We start from the raw sequence: 21163 nt of genomic DNA, 5'->3' as shown, positions 1-21163 counted from the left end.
GATCCCTATAATTAACCTACTACATCTGCATAGGGAGCATATATCGTATGATGAAGTACAGCTACTTGAAAAAGTTGTTCATATATAGCTTGATTCTGGGAGCGTTGCCCGTCATCGCAATGGGTGTGTTTTCTTATCATCGCGCCTCGACAGTCATTCAGAACAAGGTGGATGAAGCCAATCGGCAAATTTTGAGCCGGGCCAAGAACAGTATCGAGCATAAGCTGGAAACCGCGCATATTATGGCTACCCAATTTGCCAGTTCGACGCTGGCTGCCTCTGCCCTGGGGCATGATCTGAACAGGCACCAGTTCGAGGTGGTCAACGATTTGGTGAAGACCATTCAGGGATTTCAGGTGTTTGATTTTGTGGAGAGCGTCTATTTCGTCAATCTCGAAAAACAGTGGCTCATCAGTTATGAGGGGCTGGAACGGCTGAACGAGGCCGGCGAGCTCTCGGAATGGACCGCTCTTTTGTCAAGTCCGACGCAGTGGGAAACGCGATCAGGAGAAGGGACGGTTCGATTAATCAAGCCATTGCCCTTTCTATCCGGCCAGTCTCCGCCCAGGGCGGCATTTGTGCTGCAGTTTTCCCCGCGATTGTTTGATGCGCTGGTTCGCAGCGAAAGCTTTGGCGATACCGTGATTTACAACGAAAACATGGAGATGATTTTTCGAAATTCGGAAACCCTGAGCTCGGAAGAGCAGCAGGCGAAGCTCAAGCGGGCATTGGAACGACAGTCTGCCGAGCAGCAAGATATCGGTATCGAATTGGACGGCGCGCCGATGCTGACGACGGTTCAAAATTCAGCCTACAACGGGTGGAAATATGTGTCCCTGGTCCATCTGTCCGAGATTACCAAGGAGTCTGAAGCGATCGGCTGGGTTACGCTATTGGTGTGTTTGACAATCGTACTGATTACCCTGAGCCTGGCCTGGCAAGGCTCGAAAATGTTCTATTCGCCGATCCGACGGTTGCGAGATCTGGTCGCCAGCTCCAGCCAGGAGTCGGCCTCGTCGGCAGCCAGGGACGAGATTCAGTACATTCGTACAGGGATACAAGGCTTGCTGGGCAATAAATTAGAGCTGCAGAAGCAGTTGCAAAAGCAATTCCCCTATTTGCATGAGTTATTTGTCATCAAGCTCCTCCTCGGGCAGTTAAGCAGCAAGGAAATAAACGGGCATATTGAAATGTTTGAAATGGCCTGCGATTGGAGGCAATTCAGTGTTCTGACGCTCAGGATTTATTCCCTGGATCGATCCCGGTTCGAGGAAGAGGATCTGGGGTTGATCCTGTATGCGGTAAAAAACATGATGGAGGAAATTATGACAGCGGCGCAGCCTTTTAAACCGGTCATCATGAACGAGAGCTGCATGGCCATTGTGGTGGATGCTTCTGATGAAAAAGGGCCGTCCGAGGAGCGATTAATGCGCATCTGCGAGGAAATCAAAGAAAAGATCCAAACGTTCCTCGGTCTGGAGATTCAACTGGGCCTCAGCCGATTTCATTCAGAACTGGAGCAAGCGTCCATCGCCTTCGCGGATTCTACCGCTGCTCTGCACTTCTGCCAGCGAACCGGCTATCGCGGCGTCATGCGCGCGGAGGAGGCGGACCCGGGCAGATTGCTGGAGATGACGTATCCTGCGCGGCGAGAGCAGGACTTATTGGAAGCGGTTCAAAGCGGAAACCGGGAAGCGGCGAATGCGGTAGTCGACAGCATCCTGGAGGAAGTGGAGAAAAGACATTTTACGCAGATCGAAGCGCAAGCCCTGTTTTATCAGTTGTTCGTCAAGTTAATTGGCTTGTTGCAACGAGACGAGCAATCCTTGAAAAAAATGCTGCTGGATGTGGAGCATGTTCAAACCTTGTTCCGTACGACAAGCTTTGAGGAACTGGGACACTGGTTCACGTGTATCGGATTGGAACCGTTATTTCAACTATTGCTGACTCGCCAGCAGACGCACCAAAGCCAAATGGCTCAAAAAATCAAGGAAGTGGTTCACACTCGCTTCGAGGACAATCTTACGCTTGAAGCGATTGCGGATCTCATGAATTTTAATGCCAATTACTTAAGCAGAGTGTTCAAAAAAGAAGTGGGAATGAGCTTCAGCGACTATATGGCGAACACCAAACTCGAGATGGCCAAGCGATTGTTGACGGAGAGCGAGCTAAAAGTCCAGGAAGTCGCAGAAAAACTTCATTATCAGAGCACGGCGGCCTTTATTCGTTATTTCCGCAAAATGGAGGGCATGACCCCTTCCAGATACCGGGAGATGATACAATAGGCAAAAACGACGGCTTCAATGATCGTTGGATCATTGGGGCTTTTTTTTGTCCAGCGCCGGCGCCGGCCTTCGATCGATCACGCAGCCCGAACTTGCCGCCTCGTGATCGACGAGCATGCGTTGTATGCAGCGCATGATCCGGTTCGCGGAGCATCTGGCGCACAGTGCTGCAGCACCGCGTATTGTGCCGTACTCCGTATATGCAAGAAGCGACTCGTCATGTGAGCGCGAGGTGCATATAGACTTCCGTTGTACTAGCGGCTTAAAGTGAGTGTACAAACGGGAAGGAGGAACGCTCATGCAGCACGTGTCTACACTTCGCCGATGGCAACGGCAAGTGCGTCGGGACCGCTGGTTGTATCTGATGTTGTTGCCGGGCGTCATTTATTTTTTGATTTACAAGTACCTGCCGATGTGGGGGGTGGTCATTTCATTCCAGAATTATTCCCCGGGACTGGGGCTGTTCCAGAGCGAGTGGGTGGGGCTCAAGCATTTCGAACGCCTGTTTTCCGAGCCGACCTTCTGGATGTTATTTCGCAATACGATCCTGCTGTCGGTCTATCAGTTAATTTTCTTTTTTCCCATTCCTATTGTGCTTGCCTTGATGTTGAACGAGCTGACGCAACAGGCGTTCAAACGATTCGTCCAGACCGTGATCTACATTCCGCACTTCGTGTCCTGGGTTGTCATTGCAGGGATCAGTTACTTGTTCCTGACGCCGGAAGGCGGATTTGTCAATGAACTGCTCGGCCTGCTCGGTCAGGATAAAGTGAATTTTTTGATGAGCACCGAGTGGTTCAGAACGCTGCAAGTCACGCAGGTCATTTGGAAGGAAGCCGGCTGGGGAACGATCATCTTTCTTGCCGCGCTTGCAGGGGTGGATACGCAGCTCTACGAAGCGGCCAGGATTGACGGGGCAAATCGATGGAGGCAACTTTGGCATATCACGTTGCCTGCATTGCGCAGCACCATCGTCATCTTGTTTATTCTGAGAATGGGAGACATTATGGAGCAAGGAGTTGAACATATCCTGCTGCTTCTGAATGCGGTGAATCGCGAGGTGGGCGAAGTATTCGATACGTATGTCTATACCGTCGGACTGCTGCAGGGCAACTTCAGTTATAGCGCCGCGGTAGGGTTATTCAAGTCGCTGGTCGGCCTGATCCTGGTCGTGGCCGCGAATTACCTGGCCAAAAAGTCAGGGGAAGAGGGGGTGTTCTAGCATGGCAAGGCGTTCCTTCGGAGAGAAGGGGTTTGATGTCATCAATATCGGGCTACTAGGCTTGGTCGCCATCCTGATGGTGTTTCCGTTTCTTTATATCATCGCCTTGTCCTTCTCGGATGAGAAGACAATTGCGGAAGGGGGCTTGATCCTTTTTCCGAAGGGCTGGTCACTGGAGGCATACCGGTATATCTTTTCTACGGATACGTTAGTGAGAAGCCTGTACAATTCGATCCTCATTACGATTGGCGGTACGATTGTCAATCTGGCCATGACCAGCTTAATGGCGTACCCTTTGGCGAAGACCCATCTGTTAGGCAGAAGAGGCCTTCTCATGCTGGTGATCTTCACCATTTTGTTCAGCGGCGGGTTGATTCCTACTTTTCTCGTCGTGAAGTGGACGGGACTGCTGGACAGTCTGTGGTCGGTGATCATCCCGACCTCGATCAGCGCGTTTTATTTAATCATTCTCAAAAACTTTTTTCAGCAAATCCCGGAAGGGCTGGAGGAGTCGGCCAAGATTGACGGCGCCAACGATATGGTCATTCTGCTTCGCATCGTATTGCCGTTATCGTTGCCCGCTATGGCGACGTTTGCCTTGTTTTACGCAGTCAATCACTGGAATATGTACTTTCATGCGATCATGTATATCAACGATAACTCGAAGTGGCCGATTCAAGTGCTGCTAAGGCAAATCGTGATCCTGTCCCAGAGCGCTGTTGGCGACAGCTCCTCCATATCGGATGAAACGGTCCTGCCTCCGCAGTCTATCAAAATGGCGGTCATCGTATTTGCGACTGTTCCGATCATGCTCGTTTATCCATTTTTGCAAAAGCATTTTGCCAAAGGCGTTCTCTTAGGGTCCGTCAAAGGTTAATCGAAACCGGGAGGTAATGAATATGAGGAAAAAAGGTTGGCTAATCGGAACAATTGCAGGTCTGTCCCTGCTGGGCGTAGTGGGTTGCAGCTCGAGTGAGACGCCACAGGATGTCAATCAGCATCCAGGTCAAGGAGCTGGAAGTTCCGGGAACGAGGCGGCCGAGCCCTACGAAATCAGCTTGATGTTCCATTATGATGTCGAACCCCCGAAGAACAATTCCGAGGTTGCGAAAATCATTGAAGACTATACCAACACGAAGCTGGATCTGCAATCGGTTCCATCCTCTACACGTGCGGAAAAATTCAATGTTACGGTCGCTTCGGACAATTTGCCGACCGCGGTCAAGGCCTTCTATGAGACACCGGTGGTCAACGCCATTAAGAACGGGCTTTTCTGGGAAATCGGCCCTTACCTGGACGATTATCCGAATCTGTCTTCCATTAACCCGCTTGTTTATGATAATTTAAAAGTAGATGGGAAAATATACGGGATCCCATCGGTCCGGGATTTGGCACGGAATACGATCGTGTACCGCAAAGACTGGCTGGACAAGCTTGGTCTCTCGGAACCCAAAACCGTGGATGATTTTTATGACATGCTGCATGCCTTCGCTACCCAGGACCCTGATGGAAACGGACAGGACGACACCTACGGACTGATTGAGAACGATAGCTTGTTTAATATGGATCTGATTACCGCCTATTTTGGAGCGCCGAACCAGTGGGGAGTCGAAAACGGGCAACTCGTCCCGTCCTTTACAACAGACGCCTATTTGGAAGCGCTGCAGTTCTATCGTCAGCTGTATGACGAGGGACTGATTAATCAGGACTTCCCTATCACGTCGCGTGATCTCTGGTTTAACATTTGGAACTCCGGGAAGGCGGGGGCAATGCGCCAAATTACCGGAAACGGCTTGCTGCGGCAGCAGGATGCACAGAAGGTAGATCCTGAAGCCGAGGTCGGGATGGTCTCTCTGCTCGAAGGACCGCGCGGAACCATGATCTACTCGGAACGGGGGAGCAACGGGTTCTTCCTGATCTCGAAGTCGGCGGTCGAGACGGAAGAGGAATTGAAGAGGGTGCTAACTTTCTTTGATCAACTGATGGATAAAGAAATGGCCGATCTGTTCAACTGGGGCATCGAGGGCAGGACGTATACGATTGAAGACGAGAAAGCCCGGTATGTGGAGGGAGACGCCTACACGAAGCTCATCCAACCGTATAATCAGATCGCTGTAGGGGATTACGTGAACAATTCAACCCCCGGCGCTCTCCATCCGTTGCATCAACGCGGTGTCGAGATGAATGTGGAGAATGAGCAGGCGGCTGTAGCCAATCCGGCGCTAACCCTGGATTCACCTACCAACAATGAGAAGGGAGCACAACTCACCAAGATCATTGAGGATGCCCGCATCAAGTTTATTCTCGGAGATATTGATGAAGCCGGCTGGGCAGACGCGATCAAGAATTGGAAAAGAAACGGCGGTCAGGACATCATGGAAGAGTTTACAGCTGCGTATGAGCAAAATCAGTCTTGACGATTAAGGAGGACAGCAGATGAACATTGTCTATTTGCATTCCCATGATACCGGACGCTATATTCAGCCCTACGGCTATCCGGTGCCGACCCCCCACTTGATGAAGCTCGCCGAGGAAGGGGTCCTGTTTCGGCAGGCCTATTGTGCGGCTCCGACTTGTTCGCCCAGTCGAGCCGCTCTCTTGACCGGCATGTCGCCGCATTCCTGCGGCATGCTGGGCCTTACGCATCGCGGGTTCTCGCTGACGAACCCTGAGCGGCATCTGGCCTCGTATTTGCGTGAGAATGGGTTTAAGACGGTATTGTGCGGCATCCAGCATGAGGCTGCACAACCTGCCGAGCTTGGCTATACGGATATTTTGCCCGGGACGTCGACTACGGATGACAGGCGCAATGCAGGTCTTGCGGCCGCATATATCAAGGATTACCGCGCTGACCAGCCGTTCTTTCTGTCATTCGGCATGTTCAACACGCACCGGGACTTCCCGGATGCCGATCCCGATATTCGCGCGGATTATGTCATGCCGCCCGCGATGCTATACGATCATCCGGATAACCGCGAGGACACGGCCAGGTATATGACCTCGGCCAGAATCATGGATGACAGCGTCGGCATCGTCCTGGAGGCGCTCGAACAAGCGGGTCTGGCCTCCGACACCCTGATTCTGTATACGACGGATCACGGCATCGCCTTCCCGCATATGAAGAGTCAGCTGTATGATAACGGCATTGGCGTTTCCCTGATCATGAAGCATCCGCAGACGTTCCAGCGACAGGGGGCTGTAGATGCCCTGGTCTCACACCTGGATGTGTTCCCAACGCTGTGTGAGCTGCTGGAGCTGGACCAGCCGGATTGGCTGCAGGGCGTCTCCCTGCTGCCGCTGCTGACGGGCGAGGCCGGGCAGGTCAGGGAGGAAGTCTGCGCCGAGGTCACCTATCATGCCGCCTATGAGCCGATGCGCTGTATTCGCACGCCGCGCTACAAGTACATCAGACTGTACGAGGATCACGGCCGGCACGTCGCGGCGAATATCGACGATGGATTGAGCAAGAGCTTTATGATGGAGCACGGGTTCCTGGACGAGACGCGTGAGCAGGAGATGCTGTTTGATCTTTACCTGGACCCTGTGGAACGGGTCAATCTGGCCGGTCGTCCGTCCTATGCCGCGATTCAGCAAGAGCTGCAGACGCGATTGACGGATTGGATGAAGCAGACAGGGGATCCACTGCTCGACGGTCCGGTCGAAAAACCGGCGGGCGCGCGGATCAACAAGCTCGACACCTTGAGTCCGCGCGAGCAAGATTACGAGTGACGCGCTCCGAGCGCACAAGGAGGCAAGGAGGACAAAGCTCAGTCCAATCCTCTACGATCAAAAAAAGATGCCCTGCGTTAACGCTTACGCAGGGCATCTTTTTTTGAACGGAAAAGCAAGTAAATGATGGGGTCTATGTGATGTGGTCTATGAGACCTAAATCAGGGTCCAATCTGGCAGCGTGGCCGGCTTTATGATACTGTTTCAGGTAGAAGCGATGACTTAGTGAATTTGACCAAGAGAAAGATCCAAACAAAATTTTTGATGGGAGGCCTGTCATTTGATGCTTGACATTCGATGGAAGCAACGCTATGAAAATTTTAGTTTGGCCTTTTCGCAGCTTGCAGAATTTTTGGAACAAGAAACGCTGAATAAGTTTGAAGCGCAAGGTCTTATTCAATGCTTTGAATATACGTTTGAGTTAGGCTGGAAGACATTGAAGGATTATCTGGAGTCGGAAGGTTTTGATGTCAAGACGCCGAGATCTACCATTCAAACCGCATTTCAAGCAGAGTTCATTCCTGATGGCCATGTCTGGATTGATATGCTGGAAAAACGTAATTTGATGGCTCATACTTACAACGAACGGTTTGCTGCAATAGCTGAGCAATTAATTCGAAATGAGTATTATACTGCATTAAAAAATCTACATGCAGCATTGCGTGATCGGATATGAATATTGGCTTGAGCGATACGGACATTCAATATATTAGAACCACGCTCTCAAAATTTGAAGCTGTCGAAAAGGCCGTTTTATTTGGCTCACGGGCAAAAGGCAATTACAAGCGGGGGTCCGACATCGATCTTGCTGTATATGGCGATAATATCGACGTGGACACACTCTCAAAACTGCATGCGTTATTAGAAGACAGCAGCCCGATGCCTTATTTATTTGATATTGTAGATGGCTCGCACCTTACGCACAAAGGGTTGCTCGACCATATTGAGCGAATCGGCAAAATCATCTATACCAAGCATTGAGGGGCGCGGGGTTGCCTGGAGACGCCGGACAAGCTCGGTAAGAACGGATCTTCCAGAAAGAGGAAAGAGACCTCCCGCATGCCTGCAGGAGGTCTCTTCGGCAGCTATAGCGAGGCTTGCGCTTCAATTTGTCAGGCTCGTCAAACCCGTCCGCATAATTGGTCAAGTCCCCTCATAGACATGTTATCAGCCTGTAAAAACATTGTGCAGAGGGGATGATCTTGCATGCGTCGCATCAAGTGGATCGCGGCCATCGTCGTCGGAGTATCCGTATTGTTGGCCGGCTGCGGGGCCAAGGACGCGGAATCGGTGGTAAAGGACTTGAGCAAATCCGTCAGCGATATGGAGAGCTACCAGGGCAAGGGAACGATGACGCTGCACACCGGCCAGGAGCCGCTGCAGTATCAGGTGGAAGTCTGGTACCAGAAGCCCGAGTATTATCGCATCGCCTTGACCAACACCCAGAAGGACATCACGCAGATCGTGCTGCGCAACGACGACGGCGTATTCGTCCTGACGCCGCGGCTCAATAAAAGCTTTCGCTTCCAGAGCGATTGGCCCGAGAATCAAGGCCAGGTATACCTGTATCAGACACTCGTGCAGAGCATCGTCCTCGACAACTCCCGCCAATTCGTAGCGGAAAAGGACGCCTATGTCTTCGATGTGATGGCTAATTATCAGAACGGCTCGCTCGCCCGTCAGAAAATCTGGCTCGACAAAAAAGCCTACGCCCCTCGCCAGGTACAGGTAAGCGACGCCAACGGCGCAGTCATGGTCGAAGTCAAGTTCGACGAATTCTCGTTCGATCCCAAGTTCGGCAAGGACGCCTTCGACATGCAGCGCAACATGAGCGCCGCCGGACAGCAGCAGTCCGGGGAGCAGCCGGCTGATTCCGCCGGAGACGCCTCCGCCGAGCCGACGCCTTCCGGCAGTGAGACCGGCAGCGAGACTGGCAGTGAGTCGGCTCCCGGCACGCCGCCTGCCGAATCGAACAGCGAGACGGGCGCGACCGCCGGAGACGCAGACGAGGCCCAGGCGACCGGAGCCGAGGCTCAGGAAGACGAAGCTGCGGCAGCCGGCGAATCGGCGGCCGAGCAGGACATCTTCGTCACGATGGAGCCGGGCTATCTACCGGACGGCGTGGCCCTCAAGGATTGGAACAACATTACGTACGGCGGCAACGACGGCATGATGCTCCGTTATACCGGCGACTACGACTACACCCTGATCCAGACGCGTCCGCAGGACCGGGCCGCTTCTATCGTCAGCGGCGACATGGTCGATCTCGGTCATACGCTCGGTCTCATGAGCGGCGAGGAGCAGCGCACCTTGACCTGGACGTACGAAGGCGTCGAGTTCCGGCTTTCCAGCAAAAACCTGCCGGAAACGGAGATGATCAAGGTCGCCGGCTCGGTCATGCATGAGATGGGAAAATAAGGACTTCCCCCGCTGCCAGTTCTTTCATTGACAGCCCGCCTGCCGAGCGTATACCATTAGACTATTGGGTTTTCAGGGAAGAGTGGGTGAATGGCTTGACTTCGTATTACAGACCGACCCGGGCGGAGATCTCGCTCGATGCGCTGGGCGGCAATATCGCCGCCTTTCGCGGCGCCATTCCGAATGACATGCGCATCATGGCGTCGGTCAAGGCCAACGCATACGGGCACGGCGCAGTCGAAATTGCGCGCAAGGCGGTGAAGTGCGGCGCCGATGCTCTCGGCGTCGCTTTTCTCGACGAGGCGCTTCAGTTGCGCCGGGCGGGCATCACGGCACCGATCCTGGTGCTTGGCTACGTCGGACCCGAGGGGCTGGCAGTTGCGCGCGACTTCGACATTGCCGTGACGCTGTTCCGCGAGGATATATTGGAAGCAGCGGCGCAGCTGCCGCCCGGACCGCACAAGCTGCGCGTGCAGCTCAAGATCGACACCGGCATGGGTCGGCTCGGACTGCTGCCGGATGCGCCGTGGCAGCGCTTCGTCGAGCGTGCGCTGGCTCTCCCGGGACTAGAGATAGAGGGCATGTATACGCATTATGCGACCGCCGACGAGGCGGACAAAAGCTACGCGCGCCTGCAGCACGAGCGATTCGCCTCCATCGCGGCGGAAGTGCGGAGACGAGACTATCCGATCCCGCTGCTGCATGCCGGCAATTCGGCTGCAGGCATCGACACGCCCGAATGGGCTGGCGGCATGTTGCGCCTGGGCATCGGCATGTACGGGATCTACCCGTCGGCCGAGGTGAACCGGCAGCGCATCCCGCTGCAGCCGGTGCTGTCGCTGCGTAGCGAGCTCGTCATGGCCAAGCAGGTGCCCGCCGGTTGGGGCGTCAGCTACGGCGTGCGCTACAAGGCGCAGCGCGCCGAGCGGATCGGCACGCTGCCGATCGGCTACGCGGACGGCTACAGCCGGATGCTGACCGGCAAGGCGGAGGTGCTCGTGCGGGGACATAGAGCGCCCGTCGTCGGTACGATCTGCATGGACCAATGCATGGTAGCGCTGGACGGCGCCGCCGGAGGATTGGGACCGGTGCAAGCGGGCGAGGAGGTCGTCCTGATCGGCAGCCAGGGCGAAGCGTCGATTACAGCGGAAGAGGTGGCGAGCCATCTGGGAACGATCCCCTACGAGGTCATCTGCATGCTGGCTGCGCGCGTGCCCCGCGTGTACACCGAGCATGGGCGAATTATCGCGATTGGCAATGCGCTTGACTAGGCTTGTGAGTGGACCCAGGCGGTTCCAAGGTGTGGGCGTTGTCAGCCGTACGGACATGAGAGACGCTTAGTGTAGAAGATGGCCTAAGCAGGTGGCTGAAATGGCCTCTAAGCGTCGCTGGTGTCTGTTAGAACGGTTACACCGCACCGCACCCGTTGCCTGCGCGTGCTCGGCGTCGCATCGTTTGCTCCCTATGGAGATGGCATATATGCCCTGTCAAAAAATTAATCATTTTTTGTCGCCTGGAAAAGAGGAATTCGGAAAGCGGCCACGAATATAACCTTCTAAAGCGATTTTGAATCGGCAAGGCGAAACTTTTGGAGCCATCCTTTGACGGCGACTAGAAGTTTCGTTCCGAGAAATCTAGACAAGTATAGGAGAAATCCTATACGTTCTATAACGTTGATCATAATGTCGCGTCCATGTGCATAGGATGATTCAGAGCCGAGGTTCTGCTTTCTGCGTATAATCCGCAGGCTTTCATCAAATACTGGAAATAGCTTCTGGAAATGTTTTGGGGGTGCGAGTTGTTGGCCAATTTGCAGAATACGAAACGGATCGTCATTAGTTTGCCGGATCATCTGCTGCGCGAAGTCGATGGCATCGTGGCGAGGGAAAATTCGAATCGGAGCGAGTTTATTCACCATGCCATGCGGTTGTATTTGGTGGAGCGGCAGAAGCGACAAATTCGGGAATCGATGCAGCGCGGGTATATGGAAATGGCCAGAATCAACTTGAATATGGCCTCGGAAGCCTTTCAAGCGGAGGCAGAAGCCGACTATACGCTCGGTCGTCTTGTAAGCGGGGTGTAGCGTTTGATTGTAAAACGTGGCGATGTATTTTTCGCGGATCTCTCCCCGGTCGTCGGTTCCGAGCAGGGGGGCGTCCGCCCGGTGCTGGTCATTCAAAACGATATCGGCAACCGCTTCAGCCCAACGGTCATTATTGCGGCGATCACCGCGCAAATTCAGAAGGCGAAGCTGCCGACGCATGTCGAGATTGACGCAGCCACTCATGACTTTGACCGGGATTCGGTCATATTGCTCGAGCAGATTCGCACGATTGACAAGCAGCGCTTGACGGACAAAATTACGCATCTGGACGACGACACGATGCGCAAGGTGAACGAGGCGCTGCAAATCAGCGTCGGATTGATTGATTTTTAAAAACCGGCCCAACGAGCTTTTGCTCATTTGGCCGGTTTTTGTGTTGGCCCGCCGCGCCCTGGAAGTGCGTTTGCCCCTGATTTGCGTGGGCCTGTGGCGCCGTCGAAAGCGCGATAGACCTTAGATGGGAAGCGTCAGATGCCGGTGTGTGACGGGGCGGCGGCTTGTTTTTGCTTCAAATGCCCGATAAAAGCGGCAAGGCGCGCATTGCGCGTCTGCCAGACCGGCATCAGCTCGGCGAGCGAGGCCTTGATGCGGCTCGGGTCCCCGGCTTCGATCGCGGCGGTGAAGCGCTCGAAAACCTCATGCTGTCGCTTCATCTCCTGCACGGCCTCCTGCTGCGTTTGCTCGGTCTGCTTCGGTTCGAAGGCGGGCTTTTTACCGGAAGCGCCTTTGCCGTGCGTCGCTTGCAGCGCCTTGAGTTCTTTGTGCAGGCGGGCCGACTCCTGCAGGACCGGCTGCCAGGCGCTTTTCGTTTCGGGCGCGTATTTGTCAATCAGTAGCGCCAGGTAGGTCTGTTGGTGTACGCCGCCCATCATGCGCAGCTTCATCCCCGGTCGCCGGCCCTTGTGCGCTTGCGACGAATGCGGGTGCGCGCCTTCGAGCTGCTGCAGCTTGCCCGGTCCCGCGTCCGGCTGTGTCGCCGCGGCGACGCCGCCGGGCAACGCCATAGTCAGCGCTATCGTCAGCGCCAGAGCAGGCGTTGTCGAGCGTTTAATTGCTTGTTTCAGCATGTGAATTCCTCCTTTGGATATCTCCTACGTGCTTTAGCATGCGCAGTTTTGCTTCAAAACATAGCAGAGCTGGATAAATACAGGGTAGACAGCTTGCAGATAATTTGATAATATTGGCATCAAGCTTTTAGTTATGCCAGACAACAGTATATCTAGCAACAGTCATGCGAAGAACGCAGGCTTTGGGAAGGTACCTTCCCTAGCTGCGTTCTTTTTTGTTGTTGCGCAAGGGAGGCGCCATGAGTCGAAAACGAAATTTGCTCATCAGTATTGTAGCGGCGCTGCTGGCTGGTCTGCTCGTATACGCGGTCTATACGCTGCAGTTGCGTCAGCTGCGGCTGCAAGAGACGGTAGAGGTGGTCGTCCCGTCCCGCTTCATCGCTGCGGGCGAACGCCTGACTGCCGAGTTGCTCACGACCCGCACGATCGCCATGGCCTCCTACGATTCGGAGATGTTCACCGACCCGGCGTCTGCCATCGGGCTCGAGACCGCCGTTCCACTCGGCGAGGGCGAGCCGCTGCGCGCCTGGAAGGTCAGCAGTTACCGTCTCCTGCCGGAGCACAATGAGAGCACCTTCCAGATTCCGCGGGAATACGTGCTCTCGATCTCGAGCGGCATTCGCGCGGGCGATCGCGTCGTGCTGTTCGTCTCGGGAAGCGAGGCGGGCTCGGAGCGCTTGTTCGGAGGGCTGGTGACGGTCGCCTCGGTGAAGACGTCGGGCAATCAGGAGGTCGACGATCCGGACAACCCCAATCTGATCTCGCTGGCCAACGGGGACAAGGAAAACATGTACGCTTCGCGCCGCGATGCGAATGCCATGATTGATCATGTCAATCTGAACCTGACCGAGACGCAATGGCTCGAGATCGATCGGCTCTGCAGGGACGGAGCGGCCAAGCTCGTTATCGCCTTCAGCCCGCTGTCGATGGAGCCCGAAGAATCGCGCATGCCAGGGGACGCGGAAGGAGAGGGGGGGCGGCATGAATAATCTACGTAAGCATCGGTCGCTGCTCATTGGCTGCGTCGGCACGACCCCGAATATTGGCACGACGACCGCCGCATTCGCGCTGGCCGTCCGGCTCGCCGAGCAGCTCGACGCGTCTGTCGGGCATCTGTGTCTCAATCTCAAGAGCGCCAAGCTGCACCGCTACCTCGGCTGCGATCGGCCGGCGGTAACGCTGGACGGCCTTCGGCCGGAGCTGCGCGCGGGGACGCTTGATGCGGCCAAGCTCAGGCGGGCGTGCGAGCCGGCAGGGCGCCTTCCGAATCTGCGCGTGCTGTTCGGCAACCTGATGCGCGATCAGGCGGAATATTATACCCCCGAGGAGATGGCCGAGCTGCTGGCCGTTGCTCGCGAGACGTTCGCCGTCACTGTCGTCGACGTCAGCGCCTATTGGGATAATGCGGCGACCGTCATGGCGATGCGCGAGGCGGACATGCGCCTGCTGGCGACGACGACCGCGCTCTCCGGCTTCCAGGAGGATGCCAGACGCTGGATCGGGCAGATATCGCCGCTCTTCGGAGTGGAGCAGGGCAGCTACCGGCTCGTCGTGATGCATCCGCCGTGGCGGGAGAACAGCGGCTTCGGGCGCCGCGATGTCGCCAGGGAGACCGGACTGGAATTGGCCGGCGAGCTGCAGCTGACACAAGGGCTGCTGGCGCAGCTGGATAGCGGCGGGCTCGCGGAATGGGTGCGTGAGGACAAGCATGGCCGGCGGGCGATGGCGAGAGTCGCGGCCGATACGATGCGGCGCTGCGGGCTGCAGCCCAAGCCGGCGGTCGCTGTGCGGCCATGGTATCGTCGCCTGCAGCCACAGGAACGCGGAGGGATGGGATGATGCGCGAACACGATCTTGCTGCGCCTGCGCGCTTCTCGCCATCGGCCTATGCTGCCCGGCTCAATCAAGTCGTAGAAGCGGAGCAATTCGCAGCCGCAGGCGCCGGCGAGGCTGCCGGCGATCTGACCAAGCTCGCCGAGGACATTCGCACCTTTTTGGCGACGCCGCGGGGGGCGACGGAGGAAGAGCGGCGGCAGTACAACGAGCGGCTCAATCGGGCGGTGCTGGGCTTCCCCGAGGAGCGGGCGGAGCTGCTCGCGGTCATCAACGACCGGCTCATGCGGCGCCGCATTCACCACCTGACGGGCGGCTGGCATCCGTACGAGTCGCTTGCCGAGGCGCTGTTCGCCGAGGTCATCGGACTCAATGTGCTGGAGCTGGTGCTGCAGGGCAAGGAAGGCCTGGAGGAGATTCAGGTCGTCGGCACGCAGGTGTTCGAGGTGCGCGGCGGGGTGGCGATCGCTTCGCCATACGCGTTCGCCTCGGTGCGGGAGGTGGAGCGCATCCAGCAGAATCTGGTGCTGTTCAACAACGATCGGATCAATCCCCGCAAGCGCTGGGCCGAGGTCATGCTGTCCGACGGCTCGCGGGTGACGATGACGGGCTTTGGCTTCACCTCGGAGCCGACGCTGACGATGCGGTTCTATACCGTGCGGCATTTCGCGCTCAGTCAGTTGAGCGGCCCGGAGCTCGGCACGATGAGCGCGGAGGTGGCGGAGCTGCTGCGTCTGGTCCTGAGAGCCCGCTTCAATCTGGTGATCATCGGACCGACCAACTCCGGCAAGACGCACCTGATGAAGGCGCTGATTGCCGAGTTGCCCGAGGCGGAGCGGATCGTCACGATTGAGAATCGGCTGGAGATGATGCTGCGCCGGGACTTTCCTGCCAAAAATATCATCGAATACGAAGCCGACGACGAGGATGCGCTACACCAATCGGCACAGGCGTTCAAGCTGGCGCTCAGACAATCGCCGCAGCGCATCGTGCGCGCGGAGATTCGCGACGACGACGCGAACATCTACGTGCGGGCGTGCACCCGCGGCCATGAGGGCAGCATGACGACGGTGCATGCCAATGCGCTGGAGGACGTGCCCGAGGCGATTACCGACATGTGCATGCTCGACGGCCGCGGCATGAATCCGGAACGCCTGATGAAGCGCATCACCGAATATGTCACGCAAATCGGCATCGAGCTGCGGACCGTATCGGGCAAGCGGCGGCTGGTGCGACTCGGCGAATATGTGTGGCAAGGCGGCGAGGCGCACATTCGCGAGTGGGTGCGCTTCGACCCGCAGCGCGGCCGCTGGCTCCTGCCCGAGCGCCCCTCGTCTGCAGCAGAGCTGCGGCTGCGGCGTGCGCGGGGGATCGAGACGGAGGTGGAGCATTGATGGAGATGCCGCAAGGCTGGGTGCTGCTAACGGTAGTTTCCTTGTTTGTATTCGCATTCGTTGCAATCGAGCGCGCGCTCGCCATGCTGACTGAGCGCAGCCGCAAGCACGAGCGGCTCGCCTATCGCGCCGACGCCCGGCTGGTGAATCGGCTGTCCCGGTATTTGAGCCGCTATGGCGGCGTGCAGCGTCATCTCTCCGAGCTGCTCGAATCGCTGCAGTGGCCGCTGCAGGCGGGCGGATTTGCGCTGTTGACCCTGCTGCTCGCCCTGGGTGGTCTGAGTGGCGGCGTGCTGCTGTTCCAGAGCTTCAAGGGCGCGGCGCTGCTGATGCTGCTGTTGGCGGGGCTGCCGTACATGCTGCTGCGCATGGCGCTCACACAGCGCCAGCTCAAGACGCGTCTGGAGTTCTTGCCGGCCGTCGAGCTCTTCTATCAGTCGTATCTGGTGACGGGGGGCAAGCAGGTGCGTTCGGCGCTGCGCCGCACCATTGAGGAGCGGCGGCTGCCGGGCGCGCTGCAAGGGGTGTTCGAACAGCTTTATCGCAATTTGTCGGTTCGCAGCGACGACGAAGCGACGCTTCGTATTTTTTCCGCCTCCACAGGCCATGTCTGGGGCGATTACTTTGTGCAGATTATGCGTGTGGCGTTGGCCGAGGGTGCGCCCGTCGCAGACAATCTCAAGGATCTGATCACCGATATGCGCAAGGCGCGACGCGCCAATCAGCAGGAGCGCAACAAGCTGCTTGAAATTCGAATCGCCAATTTTTCGCCGTTGCTGTTCCTGGCCTTATTTATCGGCATTAATTTTCGCTACAACCCGGAGCAGGCTTACTTTTATTACGTGCTGGATCCCAAGGGCCGCGACATGCTGCTCAATGCGGCCGCCATGATCTTTGCCTCCTTCGTGATGGGCCTCTACCTGTCGCGCAAAAAAATGTGAAGAAAGGAGTGAGGTCAAATGCAGGCCGAGACGACCCTGGTGTTGCTGAAATGGACGGCGCTTATCTTCCAATACGGGCTTGGCTTCGTATGTGCGGCGGCCCTGCTGCGTGCGCTCCTGTATCGCAGGCCGCGCTGGGCGCATCTGGTCGGCGATTATTGGCAGCGTCGCCGGGTCCCCGGCACGCTGCTGCGCGCGGCCGGCTTGTCTCGCGAGGGGCGGACTTATGACCTTCGCCTCCAACTGCTGGCGGGGGCGGGGTATACCGGCGATCCGGCCGCCTATCTGCTGCTGCGGCGCATCCTGCTGCTCGGCATCCCGGGCGCCGCGCTCGTGTGGACGCAGCTTGCCAAGCATCTGACCGCCATGGCTCCTCCCTCTGCGATCGCGCTTGCAGCGGGGGCGGCGCTGTACGGGGCGGTGCTGTGGGACACGCCCTGGCTGGAGGCGCTGCGTCAGGTGCGGACGCAGCGCATCGTCAAGGAGATCTATGTCATCAGCAATCAACTGCTGTACTTGTCCGGCTCTTCGCTCAACGTGCACACCAAGCTGATGCGCTGTCTGCCTTATGCCCGCGTGCTGCGGGGAGAGCTGCAGCGCATGCTCGGCGAATGGTATCACGACGCGGAGGGCGCGCTGCGCCGCTTCAAGCAACGCGTCGGCACGGAGGAAGGACATAGCTTCGTGGAGACGATTGCTTCGCTTCGTCTGCACGAGAACGAGGAGTATTACAGGCTGCTGCGCGAGCGTATTCACGATTACAAGGAAAAGCTCGACCTGGCGAAGGAGAGTCGCAAGGAATCGGCGTCGTACATGCTGTTCGTGCTGGCCGGCATTCCGATTTTGTACATGTTTCAGATTTTTATCTACCCGTGGGTGCAAGAGGGCAATCAGCTGTTCCAGTCGCTGAATCCTTGACAAATGTGGCTGCGCGAGCGGCACGAAAAGGAGGTGAATCGGGCATGCGCAACATTTTGATGACGGTCATGATGATTGTCGTAGTCATTCTGCTGTTCAATGCCGTCATTATGACGGATACGACCGGCACCAAGGCACAGATCCAGAGCCAGGGGACGAGCGCCAACACCAGAATCGGCAATCTGAACCCGAGCTAGGAGGCATATTGTCTAGCGTTTAGAGCGTTTCGCGGAACGTAACTTGTGTCGCCATCAGAGGACGGCGACAGCCGGAGGGAGCAAGATGCGCAATGTGCTGATGGCCCTGCTGCTGCTCATCGTGAGCGCCATGTTCTACCAGACGGTATTCGACGGCGCCGCGGGCACGCAGGCGCTCATTGACGAAGGGGGCCGCGCCGCAGGCGGCCGGATCGGGGAGATCGACCCGTGAAATCGCTGCTGGCTTTTGTGCTGACGGTAGTCATGCTGTGCTGGTTCATGTTTGCCCCGATCTACAAGCACGTCTTGATCATGCGCCAGGCCGTGCTGCAGCAGGAGGTCGACTACCTGCTCGAGATCGGCGCGAGCGGGGGCTATGGCTATGTCGATGCGGCGATGATCGGCGCGTCGCGGGCGCGGCTGGCGGCTGTAGGCATGGATGCCGCCGCGGCCGAATACGAGGTGCGCTCGCTAAGCGGCGTCCCGGCGACCGCTCCGTACGCCCCGCTGCTGCGCGGCGACGGTCTGCAGCTGACGATCCGGTATCCGTACGGCAGCATACTTGAGATCGACCGTCTCATCGGGCTGACCCCGCCGGATCCGGCGACCCGGCTCGCGGCGACGGGATTGAAGATGAGCGAATATGTGCCTTGACGCGGGCACAGAGCAAGGAGGGATCCGATGTACAAGCTGCTGCTGCTGCCGCTGCTGATGGCGGTCCTGATGCTGCTGCAGGCGCTTCAGCTCGACCAGGAGATGGCCGTCCGCATACTCTATGTCGGCAAGCATGCCATTAATCGCGCCGCGCATGCGGCCGCGCAGCAGCTTGATCAGGAGCGACTGGCCAACGGCGAGTTGCGCATCGACCGCGAAGCCGCGGCCGCGGCGGCTGCCCGTTATCTTCAATTCAATATGAATCTGGACGCGCACGGCGAGCCGCTGGCCGGTTCGCCGTTCCAAGGCGAGGTCGAGGTGCTGCGGCTGGAGGTCGTCGACGGCAATCGCCCTTATCCGGTGCGGTACCGGTTGCCCGAATATGACTACGAGGTCATGCTGTACGGACCGAGCGTCGTCCTGGTCGTGCAGATCGACTATCCGCGAGCCTTCAGCGTGCTGGACCCGATTACCTGGCAGGTCAAAGGCGCGGCCGAGCTGGTGCGTTAGCTGCACTTGAATGTGCAGCATGACGCGCGTGCCGGGCATGCCGGGCATGCCGGGTCTGCCGGACTTCCTGGTTGACGCGGCCCGTCAATCTTGATCTAATGAAGGGAGTCTATGGAATGGAGCGTGAGGCGATATGGATCGGGAGCAACTGGCGCAGGAGTGGGCTGCGCGGATCGCTCGGCTGCAGCAGGCAATGGCCCCGGAAGGACTGGATGCGCTGCTCGTCACACAGCACGTGGATATCTACTATACGAGCGGCTCCATGCAAGCCGGATATGTGCTCATTCCGGCGCACGGCGAGCCGACGTACTATGTGCGCCGCAGCGTAGACCGAGCCGGGCGCGAGGCGTATATTCGCGTCGCGCCGCTCGGTTCGCTGCGTCGCTTGGGCGAGACACTGGCCGCGGATTATCCGGAGCTGTTCGGAGCGGGTGGAGCAGCGGTCCGTGTGGGTGCGGAGCTCGACGTGCTGCCGGCCCAGCAGTATCTCAAGCTGGCCGAGCTGCTGCGCACGGGCTGCGGCGCCGAGCTGGTCGACGGCAGCGCCCTGCTGCGCACGGCCCGCATGCGCAAGTCCGCCTACGAGGTCGGACGCATTGAGGCCGCCGCCGCCGCAGCGGCCGAGGCGCTCACGCATGCGCTGCCGCTGCTGCGCGAGGGCGTCACGGAGCTGGAATGGATGGCGGAGCTGGAATATGAGCTGCGGCGGCGCGGCCATGTCGGCGTCATGCGCATGCGCGCCTATAATCAGGAGATCATGACCGGGATGGTGGGCGCAGGAGCGGCGGCGGCGGAGCCTTCGGCCTTCGACGGGCCGGCGGGCGGCCTGGGTCTCGGTCCCGCTGCTCCGCAGAGCGTCAGCCGTCGCCCGATCCGGCGCGGCGAACCGATCCTGATCGATGTCGGCTGTTGCATCGACGGCTACGTCATCGATCAGACACGCACGGCGGTCATCGGCGAGCTGCCGGGCCATTTGGCCGCGGCCTATGCGTCCTCGGAGCGCCTGCTGCGGGCGGCGGAGTCGCGCCTGCTCCCGGGCACCCCCTGTTCGGAGCTCTACGTCCATGCGCTGGCGGAGGCGGAGGAAGCCGGGCTGGCGGGTCATTTTATGGGCTGGAATCGCGATCAGGCCCGCTTTTTGGGGCACGGGATCGGCCTGGAGGTGGACGAGTGGCCGGTGCTGGCCCGCGGCTTCGACCTGTCGCTCGAGCCGGGCATGGTGCTGGCGGTCGAGCCCAAGTTCACTTTTCCGGGCGAGGGTGTGGTCGGCATTGAGAATACGTATCTGATCACGCCCCAAGGGCCGCGCGCGTTGACGCGTTCGCCGGAGCGGCTGATCGTATTGTAGCCGAACATGCCGCCGGGCGCATGCCGCCTGGTTTGGCGCATACAATACGGTATCGGGCGCACGCATCGCCGCTTGCGAATTGGACACCGCTATCATTTTTTAGTAGGATGATAGTAGGGTTTCAAGAGCATGCTAGCGCGGGAGGGGCGGAAGAGACCATGTGGAAGCTTGGGCAGAAAGTAGTAATCGTACAGGATCAATTTGAACAGAATTTGCCAGTCGGTTCTCATGCCTATATTATTGCATACGATCGCAATGCCGATAACGCATTTGATTATGTCATTCGCGTGCCGAAGGCGAACAAAAACTTTTTCGTGCCGAAGGTCGATCTGGAGCTGGAAGAAGTGCTGGTCCAGGCGGAAGTGGATCGGGTCGAGCGCGAAGCGCTGATCGATTATGCGCTGGCGACATACAACGAAGCGTTGTTCAACCGGATTATGAACGGCGACGCCGAGGATGCGGAGCAGGAAGAAGCGTCCCCGGAGCGGAAGAGCCGCGATGAATTCATTCGTCAAATTAATTTAAAGGCCTGGATCTAAAGCA

The 21163-nt window shown here is 57.7% G+C and carries 23 protein-coding genes; 22 read left to right on the top strand and 1 reads right to left on the bottom strand.

What is annotated here, in order from left to right; translation table 11 throughout:
- Positions 1–47: 47 nt before the first annotated feature.
- From IDH44_RS21610 to IDH44_RS21560, 11 genes are all read left to right on the top strand, one after another.
- Complete coding sequence (locus IDH44_RS21610) at positions 48–2285, top strand: helix-turn-helix domain-containing protein (protein ID WP_190920902.1); 2238 nt, start codon at positions 48–50, stop codon at positions 2283–2285.
- Positions 2286–2583: 298 nt separating this feature from the next.
- Positions 2584–3507 (top strand): ABC transporter permease, encoded by a 924-nt coding sequence (locus IDH44_RS21605; protein ID WP_190920901.1) that lies wholly within the window; start codon positions 2584–2586, stop codon positions 3505–3507.
- 1 nt (position 3508) lies between these two features.
- Positions 3509–4384 (top strand): carbohydrate ABC transporter permease, encoded by an 876-nt coding sequence (locus IDH44_RS21600; RefSeq protein WP_190920900.1) that lies wholly within the window; start codon positions 3509–3511, stop codon positions 4382–4384.
- A gap of 22 nt (positions 4385–4406) precedes the next feature.
- Positions 4407–5924: an extracellular solute-binding protein gene (locus IDH44_RS21595; protein WP_190920899.1), complete on the top strand. Its 1518-nt coding sequence runs from the start codon at positions 4407–4409 to the stop codon at positions 5922–5924.
- A gap of 19 nt (positions 5925–5943) precedes the next feature.
- A complete protein-coding gene (locus IDH44_RS21590; protein ID WP_190920898.1) occupies positions 5944–7236 on the top strand; it encodes a sulfatase family protein in 1293 nt (430 codons plus the stop codon).
- 283 nt (positions 7237–7519) lie between these two features.
- The gene (locus tag IDH44_RS21585) at positions 7520–7912 is read left to right on the top strand and encodes a nucleotidyltransferase substrate binding protein (RefSeq protein WP_190920931.1); all 393 of its coding nucleotides are present in this window, start codon (positions 7520–7522) and stop codon (positions 7910–7912) included.
- Positions 7909–8217 (top strand): nucleotidyltransferase domain-containing protein, encoded by a 309-nt coding sequence (locus IDH44_RS21580; RefSeq protein WP_190920897.1) that lies wholly within the window; start codon positions 7909–7911, stop codon positions 8215–8217. Before IDH44_RS21585 ends, IDH44_RS21580 begins: the two co-directional genes overlap by 4 nt.
- A gap of 225 nt (positions 8218–8442) precedes the next feature.
- Positions 8443–9654 (top strand): outer membrane lipoprotein-sorting protein, encoded by a 1212-nt coding sequence (locus tag IDH44_RS21575; RefSeq protein ID WP_190920896.1) that lies wholly within the window; start codon positions 8443–8445, stop codon positions 9652–9654.
- A 95-nt stretch (positions 9655–9749) separates the two neighbouring features.
- On the top strand, positions 9750–10925 hold the full coding sequence (gene alr, locus IDH44_RS21570; protein ID WP_190920930.1) for an alanine racemase: 1176 nt from the start codon (positions 9750–9752) through the stop codon (positions 10923–10925).
- A 530-nt stretch (positions 10926–11455) separates the two neighbouring features.
- Positions 11456–11737 carry a CopG family ribbon-helix-helix protein gene (locus IDH44_RS21565; protein WP_317890232.1) on the top strand — a complete coding sequence of 94 codons (282 nt, stop codon included), beginning with the start codon at positions 11456–11458 and terminating at the stop codon, positions 11735–11737.
- Positions 11738–11740: 3 nt separating this feature from the next.
- Entirely contained in the window at positions 11741–12091 is a 351-nt protein-coding gene (locus IDH44_RS21560; RefSeq protein ID WP_190920894.1) for a type II toxin-antitoxin system PemK/MazF family toxin, read from the top strand.
- Between the two features lie 134 nt (positions 12092–12225).
- Here IDH44_RS21560 and IDH44_RS21555 read toward each other — a convergent pair whose 3' ends face one another.
- Complete coding sequence (locus IDH44_RS21555) at positions 12226–12825, bottom strand: hypothetical protein (RefSeq protein WP_190920893.1); 600 nt, start codon at positions 12823–12825, stop codon at positions 12226–12228.
- A 239-nt stretch (positions 12826–13064) separates the two neighbouring features.
- Here IDH44_RS21555 and IDH44_RS21550 point away from each other — a divergent pair, with 239 nt between their 5' ends.
- The 11 genes from IDH44_RS21550 to IDH44_RS21500 all read left to right on the top strand — a co-directional run bounded on the left by IDH44_RS21550 (position 13065) and on the right by IDH44_RS21500 (position 21159).
- On the top strand, positions 13065–13814 hold the full coding sequence (locus IDH44_RS21550) for an SAF domain-containing protein (protein WP_190920892.1): 750 nt from the start codon (positions 13065–13067) through the stop codon (positions 13812–13814).
- Entirely contained in the window at positions 13807–14664 is an 858-nt protein-coding gene (locus IDH44_RS21545; RefSeq protein WP_190920891.1) for a P-loop NTPase family protein, read from the top strand. The genes IDH44_RS21550 and IDH44_RS21545 overlap by 8 nt, the downstream gene beginning before the upstream one ends.
- Positions 14661–16052, top strand: a complete 1392-nt coding sequence (locus tag IDH44_RS21540; RefSeq protein ID WP_223869918.1) for an ATPase, T2SS/T4P/T4SS family — start codon at positions 14661–14663, stop codon at positions 16050–16052. Before IDH44_RS21545 ends, IDH44_RS21540 begins: the two co-directional genes overlap by 4 nt.
- On the top strand, positions 16052–16993 hold the full coding sequence (locus IDH44_RS21535) for a type II secretion system F family protein (RefSeq protein ID WP_223869917.1): 942 nt from the start codon (positions 16052–16054) through the stop codon (positions 16991–16993). Before IDH44_RS21540 ends, IDH44_RS21535 begins: the two co-directional genes overlap by 1 nt.
- Before the next feature lie 18 nt (positions 16994–17011).
- Positions 17012–17911 carry a hypothetical protein gene (locus IDH44_RS21530; protein ID WP_190920890.1) on the top strand — a complete coding sequence of 300 codons (900 nt, stop codon included), beginning with the start codon at positions 17012–17014 and terminating at the stop codon, positions 17909–17911.
- Positions 17912–17955: 44 nt separating this feature from the next.
- Positions 17956–18108: a hypothetical protein gene (locus tag IDH44_RS21525; protein WP_190920889.1), complete on the top strand. Its 153-nt coding sequence runs from the start codon at positions 17956–17958 to the stop codon at positions 18106–18108.
- 85 nt (positions 18109–18193) lie between these two features.
- Complete coding sequence (locus tag IDH44_RS21520; RefSeq protein WP_190920888.1) at positions 18194–18340, top strand: hypothetical protein; 147 nt, start codon at positions 18194–18196, stop codon at positions 18338–18340.
- On the top strand, positions 18337–18762 hold the full coding sequence (locus IDH44_RS21515) for a hypothetical protein (RefSeq protein WP_190920887.1): 426 nt from the start codon (positions 18337–18339) through the stop codon (positions 18760–18762). Before IDH44_RS21520 ends, IDH44_RS21515 begins: the two co-directional genes overlap by 4 nt.
- 27 nt (positions 18763–18789) lie before the next feature.
- Positions 18790–19272, top strand: a complete 483-nt coding sequence (locus IDH44_RS21510; RefSeq protein ID WP_190920886.1) for a hypothetical protein — start codon at positions 18790–18792, stop codon at positions 19270–19272.
- Between the two features lie 133 nt (positions 19273–19405).
- The gene (locus tag IDH44_RS21505; RefSeq protein WP_190920885.1) at positions 19406–20620 is read left to right on the top strand and encodes a M24 family metallopeptidase; all 1215 of its coding nucleotides are present in this window, start codon (positions 19406–19408) and stop codon (positions 20618–20620) included.
- 158 nt (positions 20621–20778) lie between these two features.
- Positions 20779–21159, top strand: coding sequence for an ATPase (locus IDH44_RS21500; RefSeq protein ID WP_190920884.1), 381 nt, complete (start codon positions 20779–20781; stop codon positions 21157–21159).
- Positions 21160–21163: the final 4 nt, after the last annotated feature.

The sequence above is a fragment of the Paenibacillus sabuli genome, from assembly GCF_014705605.1.
In the GTDB taxonomy this organism is placed as follows: domain Bacteria; phylum Bacillota; class Bacilli; order Paenibacillales; family Paenibacillaceae; genus Paenibacillus_D; species Paenibacillus_D sabuli.
Note: the sequence above shows the minus strand (reverse complement) of the source record. Positions and strands in the feature narration are given on the sequence as shown.

Excerpts from the sequence above, each read along its gene's own strand:
- IDH44_RS21610 (WP_190920902.1), top strand. The coding sequence starts at position 48 with ATGATGAAGTACAGCTACTTGAAAAAGTTGTTCATATATAGCTTGATT.
- IDH44_RS21605 (WP_190920901.1), top strand. The coding sequence starts at position 2,584 with ATGCAGCACGTGTCTACACTTCGCCGATGGCAACGGCAAGTGCGTCGG.
- IDH44_RS21600 (WP_190920900.1), top strand. The coding sequence starts at position 3,509 with ATGGCAAGGCGTTCCTTCGGAGAGAAGGGGTTTGATGTCATCAATATC.
- IDH44_RS21595 (WP_190920899.1), top strand. The coding sequence starts at position 4,407 with ATGAGGAAAAAAGGTTGGCTAATCGGAACAATTGCAGGTCTGTCCCTG.
- IDH44_RS21590 (WP_190920898.1), top strand. The coding sequence starts at position 5,944 with ATGAACATTGTCTATTTGCATTCCCATGATACCGGACGCTATATTCAG.
- IDH44_RS21585 (WP_190920931.1), top strand. The coding sequence starts at position 7,520 with ATGCTTGACATTCGATGGAAGCAACGCTATGAAAATTTTAGTTTGGCC.
- IDH44_RS21580 (WP_190920897.1), top strand. The coding sequence starts at position 7,909 with ATGAATATTGGCTTGAGCGATACGGACATTCAATATATTAGAACCACG.
- IDH44_RS21575 (WP_190920896.1), top strand. The coding sequence starts at position 8,443 with ATGCGTCGCATCAAGTGGATCGCGGCCATCGTCGTCGGAGTATCCGTA.
- IDH44_RS21555 (WP_190920893.1), bottom strand. The coding sequence starts at position 12,825 with ATGCTGAAACAAGCAATTAAACGCTCGACAACGCCTGCTCTGGCGCTG.
- IDH44_RS21550 (WP_190920892.1), top strand. The coding sequence starts at position 13,065 with ATGAGTCGAAAACGAAATTTGCTCATCAGTATTGTAGCGGCGCTGCTG.
- IDH44_RS21545 (WP_190920891.1), top strand. The coding sequence starts at position 13,807 with ATGAATAATCTACGTAAGCATCGGTCGCTGCTCATTGGCTGCGTCGGC.
- IDH44_RS21540 (WP_223869918.1), top strand. The coding sequence starts at position 14,661 with ATGATGCGCGAACACGATCTTGCTGCGCCTGCGCGCTTCTCGCCATCG.
- IDH44_RS21535 (WP_223869917.1), top strand. The coding sequence starts at position 16,052 with ATGGAGATGCCGCAAGGCTGGGTGCTGCTAACGGTAGTTTCCTTGTTT.
- IDH44_RS21530 (WP_190920890.1), top strand. The coding sequence starts at position 17,012 with ATGCAGGCCGAGACGACCCTGGTGTTGCTGAAATGGACGGCGCTTATC.
- IDH44_RS21525 (WP_190920889.1), top strand. The coding sequence starts at position 17,956 with ATGCGCAACATTTTGATGACGGTCATGATGATTGTCGTAGTCATTCTG.
- IDH44_RS21520 (WP_190920888.1), top strand. The coding sequence starts at position 18,194 with ATGCGCAATGTGCTGATGGCCCTGCTGCTGCTCATCGTGAGCGCCATG.
- IDH44_RS21510 (WP_190920886.1), top strand. The coding sequence starts at position 18,790 with ATGTACAAGCTGCTGCTGCTGCCGCTGCTGATGGCGGTCCTGATGCTG.
- IDH44_RS21505 (WP_190920885.1), top strand. The coding sequence starts at position 19,406 with ATGGATCGGGAGCAACTGGCGCAGGAGTGGGCTGCGCGGATCGCTCGG.
- IDH44_RS21500 (WP_190920884.1), top strand. The coding sequence starts at position 20,779 with ATGTGGAAGCTTGGGCAGAAAGTAGTAATCGTACAGGATCAATTTGAA.